The sequence below is a fragment of the Gilliamella sp. B3023 genome, assembly GCF_026536845.1.
Lineage (GTDB): Bacteria > Pseudomonadota > Gammaproteobacteria > Enterobacterales > Orbaceae > Gilliamella > Gilliamella apicola_E.
This window is the reverse complement of the sequence record NZ_JAFNNH010000024.1, coordinates 21,414-28,785: the sequence shown is the minus strand read 5'-3', so window position 1 is coordinate 28,785 and position 7,372 is coordinate 21,414. Positions and strand designations below refer to the sequence as shown.

Sequence of the window (7,372 nt, the reverse complement as noted above, 5' to 3'; positions counted from 1 at the left end):
AATCCTTAACGGTTCAGCATCTATTATTTTTACAATCATGGCAGGCAAATAAATATCCTGCTATGGTAGATAGTGCGTTTATACAGGCGTTGAAGAATTATTTTAGTGAATTGCATTAATAGCAGAGCACACTGTGCCTGATGGCGCTATCGGATTTATTAAATCCGCTGATAGAAAAAAGGCTATACATAAGGTCAGCATTTTTTACGCAGAGCTTGATGTCGAAACTAAACCATCCGCCCCAACTAGGGCGGATTTTTTTAGGCGTAGGGATTCTTTTGCCTTGCTATATCGCTAGAATTTCATACTGGCGCTAATGATAGCGTGGAATTTAGCAGCTGGTATCGATTCGTAAGCTGTGGTGTAGTTTCTGTTTAAGATATTATTGAGGTCTAACCCAATATGGTACTGGCGATTAGCGCCAAATGAGGTTGTGGTTGATAAGTTTAATGTTGACCATCCGCTGTAGTGATAAACAGATGAATCACCGCGTTTTGTTGCGTTGGTGGCAAATCGCATAAATAGGTCTGAATCAATATCAAATTTATCAAAATAAGCTGTATGTTTTATCCCTGCACTTCCTGTAAAGCGTGGGTTGCCGGTGTCACGAGTGCTGTAAGTATCTGTCTCGATTTTACGGCTTAGGTAATTCCCTTTTAGATAAGGATTCACCGGAAGGTCTAGGTATTCAACACTTAATTCTAAGCCATGGGTTTTGGCTTTGTTGGCATTGATATAGTAAGCATTAGTACTTCCCAATGCGCCATTACATATCGACGAACCATTACAGTTCATTTGGGTGATGTAATCTTTAGCATCTGAGAAGTAGATAGCTCCATCAACTAGTAATTTGTTATTGTTATAGCGTAAACCAATTTCGTAGTTATTGGATTTTTCAGCTTTTAGATTAGAGTTTCCATAACTAGTTTGTCCACCCGCTGAAGTGACCGCATAAAGATGAGAAAGGGTAGGGTAAACATATCCTTGAGCAAAAGAGGCTCTTAATTGAGTATTTTCAATTCCAGAGTAAGTTACTCCTGACGATACAACAAAATTGTTATCATGAGTTTTCTTTTTTCTATCGATACTGTTGCTAGATGTTGTTGGACCCCTAACTGGAATTATGTTAATGGTCGTATTACCTTTTTTTAGTTTTGATTCGACCCAATATTGGCGGGCACCAAGATTCCAAGAGATATCATCGGTTATTGCCCAATCATTTTGTCCAAATAGCGCAATACTAGATTGTTGCCATTTGTTAGTTGAGTCTTTGTGTTGTGTATTTCTTCTTACTCTTGATATCATGACATTGTGTGAATCTTGGTCTACATTGTCTTGTTGATACTGTATACCAGTAATCAGTTGCATATCTTTATGTGGCTGCATATCTGATTGGAATGTCATACCATAGGTTTTTTGTTCGTCATTGGTTGCAGTGTTGTTCGTTAATGGCAGCATAACAATATGGTTTCTAAATTGACGATTTATTTTTTGGGAGTAAGCATCATAATGAAGTTTCTTTAAGAAATCGCCTTCAACATCATAATCATAGAAAAATCCAACTTTTTCTCGTTTCAGTTCCGGTATTTTTACCCAAAATTCTTTAAGTGCTGGTTGTTTTTTATTTTCGTCCGTATAGGTTTTGGTATTCAGTTTATAACGATCTAATGATATACCAAATTTGTGTTTATCAAGGTTGAGTCCAAACCATGAGCTTATGCTGTTATTATCAAAGTCGGTATCATGCAGTTTGCCTTGATACGCTTTGCGATCATTATTTTCAGAGTAGGTTCCACTGATTCGGTAATCAAATATTTCATCAATCGTGCCGTTTACCGTGCCCATTTCGGTAAAGCCATTGGTCGATTGGTTATAGATTAATTTGGCATCTCCGGTTAGTGGTTTTCCATCTTTACTTCCTTTACGGGTTATAAAGTTAACGACGCCACCAATCGCTTGCGAGCCATATAATACTGAGTGAGGCCCTTTAATCACTTCGATGCGTTCAACTGATTCCATGTCGATTAATACACCCGCACTTGAACCGTGTCCAGAACGGTGATAAGTCACTTCTTGACCATCAATTAACATTAAAATACGCGAAGGAGCTTCACCACGAATCATGATTTGTTTGCGTCCTGCTAGTGCGTTATCGGTAATTTCAACGCCTGGAATATCACGCAGCGCTTCAACCACAGAATCGCCATTGAGTTTTTCAATCTCGTCACGGTTGACTGCATTAACAGATACTGAGCTATCCCATACTGTCTTTTCATTCCGATCAGCGGTAACGATAATGGTATCTTGTGGATTGCCTTTTTTTTCTTCTGCATAACTATCTGCACAAAAACAGATAGTTAATATTGCAATATAATGTAATTTTGGGGTCATAAAACTTCTCTTTAGTCTCTTTTGTATAACGTTGTATTGATATAAAACGCAAATGATAATCATTATTATTATTGATGTAAATAATTAAATTAATTCGAATTGTATTAATTGCGAGGATAAGTGTGGATTTTTTAACTTTGTCACATTTTTAATAACAAAATCACGCAAATTGCCGATTTTTTATTTGTGATTATCGATAACAAATTTTACAATAACCACTCAATATATAAGTTAGGTTATGCAAAATGTCTATTGCTGTTGTAGAAGTTAATCGTAAGTCAATTTTACACAATGTTGAATTTTTTAAACAAAAATCTCCAAACTGTACTTTAATGGCAGTGGTTAAAGCGAATGCTTATGGCCATGGCATGGAAGGGGTTGCTCAGTTGTTGGATGGTAAAGTTGATTGTTTTGGTGTTGCACGAGTTTCAGAAGCAATAGCTTTGCGTCAAGTTGGTATTCGTGGTCCTATCGTGCTTTTGGAAGGTTTTTTTCCGCATGATGATATTAACGATTTGCTTGATTTTAATTTGCAACCAGTTATCCATTCAAGTTGGCAAATCGATGTTTTAAATACGATCCCTTTTGCAAATGAGATCACAGTTTGGTTTAAGATTGACACCGGTATGCACCGTTTAGGTTTTCATTTTGATGAAGCAATAAACGAGTTTCATCGTTTAGCTAGCTGTAAAGCTGTTCGCCAGCCGATCAATATTATTAGCCATTTTAGTAGTGCAGATGAGTTAGGTTCATCACAAACCAATACGCAAATAGCACGTTTTAATGAATTTGCTCGTTCGGTTAATGGCTGTCAACAATCGATTGCAGCATCAGGTGGTTTGCTTGCTTGGCCTGATTCTCATCTTGATATGATTCGAGTTGGTATTGCGTTATATGGGGTTTCGCCATTTTCTGATGCGGTCGCTGATTTACAACCCGCTATGACGCTCAAATCTGAATTAATCGCAGTACGTAAGCATGAAAAAGGACAATCAGTTGGTTATGGTCAAACTTGGACAAGTGAAAGTGACACTGTACTAGGGGTTGTGGCGATGGGATATGGTGATGGTTATCCGCGCGATATTCCAGAAAATACACCCGTGAGTATTAATGGTCGCTTGGTACCGATTGTTGGTCGTGTTTCTATGGATATGATTGTGGTCAATTTAGGACAACACTGCCAGGATAAACCCGGCGACGAAGTCATTTTTTGGGGCAAGGAGTTGCCGGTTGAACAAATCGCTAAGCACACGGGAATGAGTGCTTATGAGTTATTAACGCGCTTAACTTCACGCGCAAAAATTCGTTATAAAGACTAGGTTATGATTAAAAAATTTATTTTGTATACGTTACTGACGGTAGTTTTACTCGTCGGAGGTTCATTAGCTATTGGTTATTATTATTTACAACAATTTTCTAAGCAACATATGAATGTCACGGCTGATAATCAGATGTTTGTGTTGAAAAAAGGCACTTCTTTGCATCAATTAGTTGAGCAAGTTAAGGAGAGTGATTTAATGCAACAAGCGTATTTGTTGCCTTATTTGTATAAACTCAATCCCTCTTTAAGTTCGATTAAAGCGGGAACTTATCAATTACATCCTCATATGACTGTTGATGAGTTTTTAAAATTGTTGGTGTCGGGTAAAGAGAGCAGTTTTTTTGTGCAATTTGTTGAAGGTAAGCGTGCTAAGGATTGGTTAAATGTGCTTAGTAATACGCCTTATATCAAGCAAACATTGACCGGTAAGTCACATGATGAGATTGCGAAGATATTGGGCATTGATGATGGAAAATTGGAAGGTTGGTTATCACCAGATACATATCAATATACCGCAGATAGTTTAGATATTAATATTCTTAAGCGCGCCCATTTGACTATGAAAAACAATCTACAAAAAGTGTGGGATAATCGCGATAAAGATCTACCTTATAAAACACCTTATGAGTTGCTGATTATTGCCTCGATTATTGAGAAAGAAACAGGCATAAGCTCTGAACGTGCTAATGTTGCTTCAGTTTTTGTTAATCGTTTAAAAGCAAATATGAAGTTGCAAACCGATCCCACCATTATTTATGGGTTAGGGGATAATTATACGGGTACGATTAGGCGTGTTGATTTGACTGATACCAATAATCCTTATAATACTTATGTGATTGAGGGGCTACCACCAACACCAATTGCTATGCCAAGTTTAGCATCACTTGAAGCAGCAGCACATCCAGCTAAAACGAATTATCTATTCTTTGTTGCTAATGGTACTGGTGGTCATACATTTAGTAGCAATTATAGTAATCATCAACAAGCGGTTAATGAATACCGCAGAATGAACAATTAATTTTTCAATTTTACAGCCACGGTTGTGGCTGTCTCTCTTTTCGATTATTCGTTTGTTGACCGAGTGGTGGTTAATTCATCAAGTTGTTTAATTAGCGCTAATAAATTATCTACCTCTATTTCTTGCTGTTTGAATGCCTCTTCAAAATATGGGTGAAGAGCAAATTTTGGTATTTCGCTGTTAGCATCGATTAACGCCTGTATGCGCGGAATAAAGATCCACTGTAACCATTCATGCGGTTGCATGGTGTCGAGTGCAAATGGCTGCTCACTTAAAAAAGCTTCTGCCTCCGGGGGGGAGGGTTGCCATAAGTTAAGGTTTTGCAGTTCATCTTTAATTAGGTTCAGTTGTATTGAAATTGTTTTCATATTAATCAGTGTTTGATAATAATTCCAATCAAAATAAGGACCAGGATCGGTTTTGCGATCTGGGGCGATGTCACTATGTCCAGTTATATTTTCGATTGGGTAGGTTTGTTGTAATAGTATGGTAACGTTGGCGAGTTGCTGGTATTGTGCTTCGGTAAAGTTGTCGGTATCACATCCTTCCATTTCTATGCCAATTGAGAAGTCGTTGCAGTTTTCTTTACCTTCAAATACTGATTTACCTGCGTGCCAAGCACGTTTATTAAATGGCACAAATTGAATAATTTCGCCATCGCGTCTTATAAATAGGTGACTTGATACTTGTAATTTATAGATATTGGCAAAATAAGGGTGCTGATTCGGATCGAGCTTACCAGTAAAAAGTTGTTCAACATAAGGCCCGCCATATTGGTTCGGTGGCAGGCTGATATTATGAATAACTAATAATGTGATGGGGTCAGTGCGATCATTATAATACGGCGATTTGACCTGTTTGATATTGCTTATCCAACCATCAACTATTTTTAACACTTTTAAGGTCATTATGGCTCCAATAGTGTGTATTGCGATCTTGTTCACAACTTTGATTAATACAATGTTGATTGTGGTAATCAATTTGTATTTTAACTTCCAGATCTTTTATCTGATTATTATTTCATTTTTTCAGTTTGCTATAAAGTCACTCTATCTATCATTTGATTAATCTTTAGAGGAATTTATGTACAAGCAGTCTGGATTTACTTTATTTGAGTTAATGATCGCCATTGTGGTAGTCGCCATTTTAACAGCTATCGGTTTGCCAGCCTATCAAAGTTATGTCAAAAAGGCCGCTTTAACCGATATGCTTCAATCAATGACAGCCTATAAAACAGCGATTGAAATTTGTGCTATTGAGCAGGGCGCATTAAATAAATGTAATGCTGGAGCAAATGGTGTGCCCACGACAAGATCGACTAACTATGTTACTTCGATCAATGTTACTAATGGCGTGATTACTATTGTCGGTAAGAGCGCGTTATCTAGCTTAACCACAACTTTAACACCTAAGTTGAACTCATCGTTAGGCAATTTAGATTGGTCACGTACCTGTGTCACCAATCCTGTTGATAACAGTTTAAAAACGGCTTGTGAAGATATTTTTAAATTTCAATAAATTATGATGCAAGAAAATCAATTGGTTGAAAGTCTCGATAAGCTATTATTATCAGCATTGGATAAGCGAGCATCTGATATTCATTTCGAGCCTTATCAAAAATACTATCGAATACGCATGAGAATTGATGGCGTTTTGCAAAATAGGCTAATGCCACCACTTAGCCTTGCTAAGCAGATCACCGCCCGATTAAAAATTATGGCTAATTTAAATATTGCTGAACACCGCTTACCGCAAGATGGTCAATTGGTAATTAATAACTATGCAATGCGAATTGCTACCTTGCCGGTGATCAACGGTGAAAAGATTGTATTGCGGGTTATGGATAATCATGAATCTGAGCTAACCATTAATGATTTAGGATTAACCGAACAAGATCTTCTCACACTTAAACAGATTTTAGATTATCCGCAAGGGTTGATTTTGGTTACTGGCCCAACCGGCAGTGGTAAAACTATGACTTTATATAGTGCGTTAAAGCATCTAAATAAAGCTGAATGTAATATTTGTAGTGTTGAAGATCCGATCGAAATTCCTTTAGAAGGTATTAATCAAACCGCGATTAATCATAAAGCCGGCCTAACTTTTTCGGTGATATTACGCGCTTTATTGCGCCAAGATCCAGACGTGATGATGATTGGCGAAATTCGTGACCATGAAACTGCCGAAATTGCCATTCAAGCAGCTCAAACAGGCCATTTAGTATTATCCACTTTGCATACTAATTCGAGTGTTGAAGCAATAGTTCGGTTAAATCAAATGGGCATCAAAAATTATCTTTTATCGTCCAGTTTGAAATTGGTTATCGCTCAACGCTTGGTGAGAAAGCTTTGCCAACATTGCAAAGTCGTTGCTAGTGAACTAACCCTAATTGATAATCAACCTTCACCACACTTTATCGCCATGGGGTGTGACAAGTGTGTAGGTGGTTATTTAGGACGAATAGGTGTATATGAACTGTTAATGGTGACCCCAGAAGTGCAACAACAGATTATAACTAATCAACCAATCTCACCCCAAAATAGAGCCACATTACTACAAGCTGGCTTTAAGTTAGTACAACAAGGTATCACTACTTTGGCTGAATTAAATCGGGTTTTAGGTGAAGTAGTCATAGGGTGATA

At 37.5% G+C, this 7,372-nt stretch carries 6 protein-coding genes and 1 pseudogene; 4 read left to right on the top strand and 3 right to left on the bottom strand.

Features of this window, described 5'->3' with window-relative positions:
- Window positions 1–294: 294 nt before the first annotated feature.
- Window positions 295–2,391 carry a TonB-dependent receptor gene (locus tag J3U16_RS11305; protein ID WP_267343098.1) on the bottom strand — a complete coding sequence of 699 codons (2,097 nt, stop codon included), beginning with the start codon at window positions 2,389–2,391 and terminating at the stop codon, window positions 295–297.
- A 245-nt stretch (window positions 2,392–2,636) separates the two neighbouring features.
- On the opposite strand from J3U16_RS11305, the gene alr reads away from it, so the two are divergent.
- Together alr and mltG are read left to right on the top strand one after the other, a co-directional pair.
- On the top strand, window positions 2,637–3,710 hold the full coding sequence (alr, locus tag J3U16_RS11300; RefSeq protein WP_267330684.1) for an alanine racemase: 1,074 nt from the start codon (window positions 2,637–2,639) through the stop codon (window positions 3,708–3,710).
- Window positions 3,711–3,716: 6 nt separating this feature from the next.
- Window positions 3,717–4,730, top strand: a complete 1,014-nt coding sequence (gene mltG / locus J3U16_RS11295; protein ID WP_416379945.1) for an endolytic transglycosylase MltG — start codon at window positions 3,717–3,719, stop codon at window positions 4,728–4,730.
- Window positions 4,731–4,774: 44 nt separating this feature from the next.
- On the opposite strand, the gene J3U16_RS12145 is transcribed toward mltG, so the two are convergent.
- Both J3U16_RS12145 and ampD read right to left on the bottom strand, forming a co-directional pair.
- On the bottom strand, window positions 4,775–5,098 hold the full coding sequence (locus J3U16_RS12145) for a YqcC family protein (RefSeq protein ID WP_416380757.1): 324 nt from the start codon (window positions 5,096–5,098) through the stop codon (window positions 4,775–4,777).
- Window positions 5,093–5,638 (bottom strand): annotated as a pseudogene (ampD, locus tag J3U16_RS12140) (1,6-anhydro-N-acetylmuramyl-L-alanine amidase AmpD); the annotation flags it as partial. The gene J3U16_RS12145 and the pseudogene ampD, both read right to left, overlap by 6 nt.
- A gap of 175 nt (window positions 5,639–5,813) precedes the next feature.
- On the opposite strand from ampD, the gene ppdD reads away from it, so the two are divergent.
- Both ppdD and J3U16_RS11280 read left to right on the top strand, forming a co-directional pair.
- Entirely contained in the window at window positions 5,814–6,248 is a 435-nt protein-coding gene (gene ppdD, locus J3U16_RS11285; RefSeq protein ID WP_065733906.1) for a prepilin peptidase-dependent pilin, read from the top strand.
- Window positions 6,249–6,251: 3 nt separating this feature from the next.
- Window positions 6,252–7,370: an ATPase, T2SS/T4P/T4SS family gene (locus tag J3U16_RS11280; protein WP_267343094.1), complete on the top strand. Its 1,119-nt coding sequence runs from the start codon at window positions 6,252–6,254 to the stop codon at window positions 7,368–7,370.
- The last annotated feature ends 2 nt before the right edge of the window (window positions 7,371–7,372 follow it).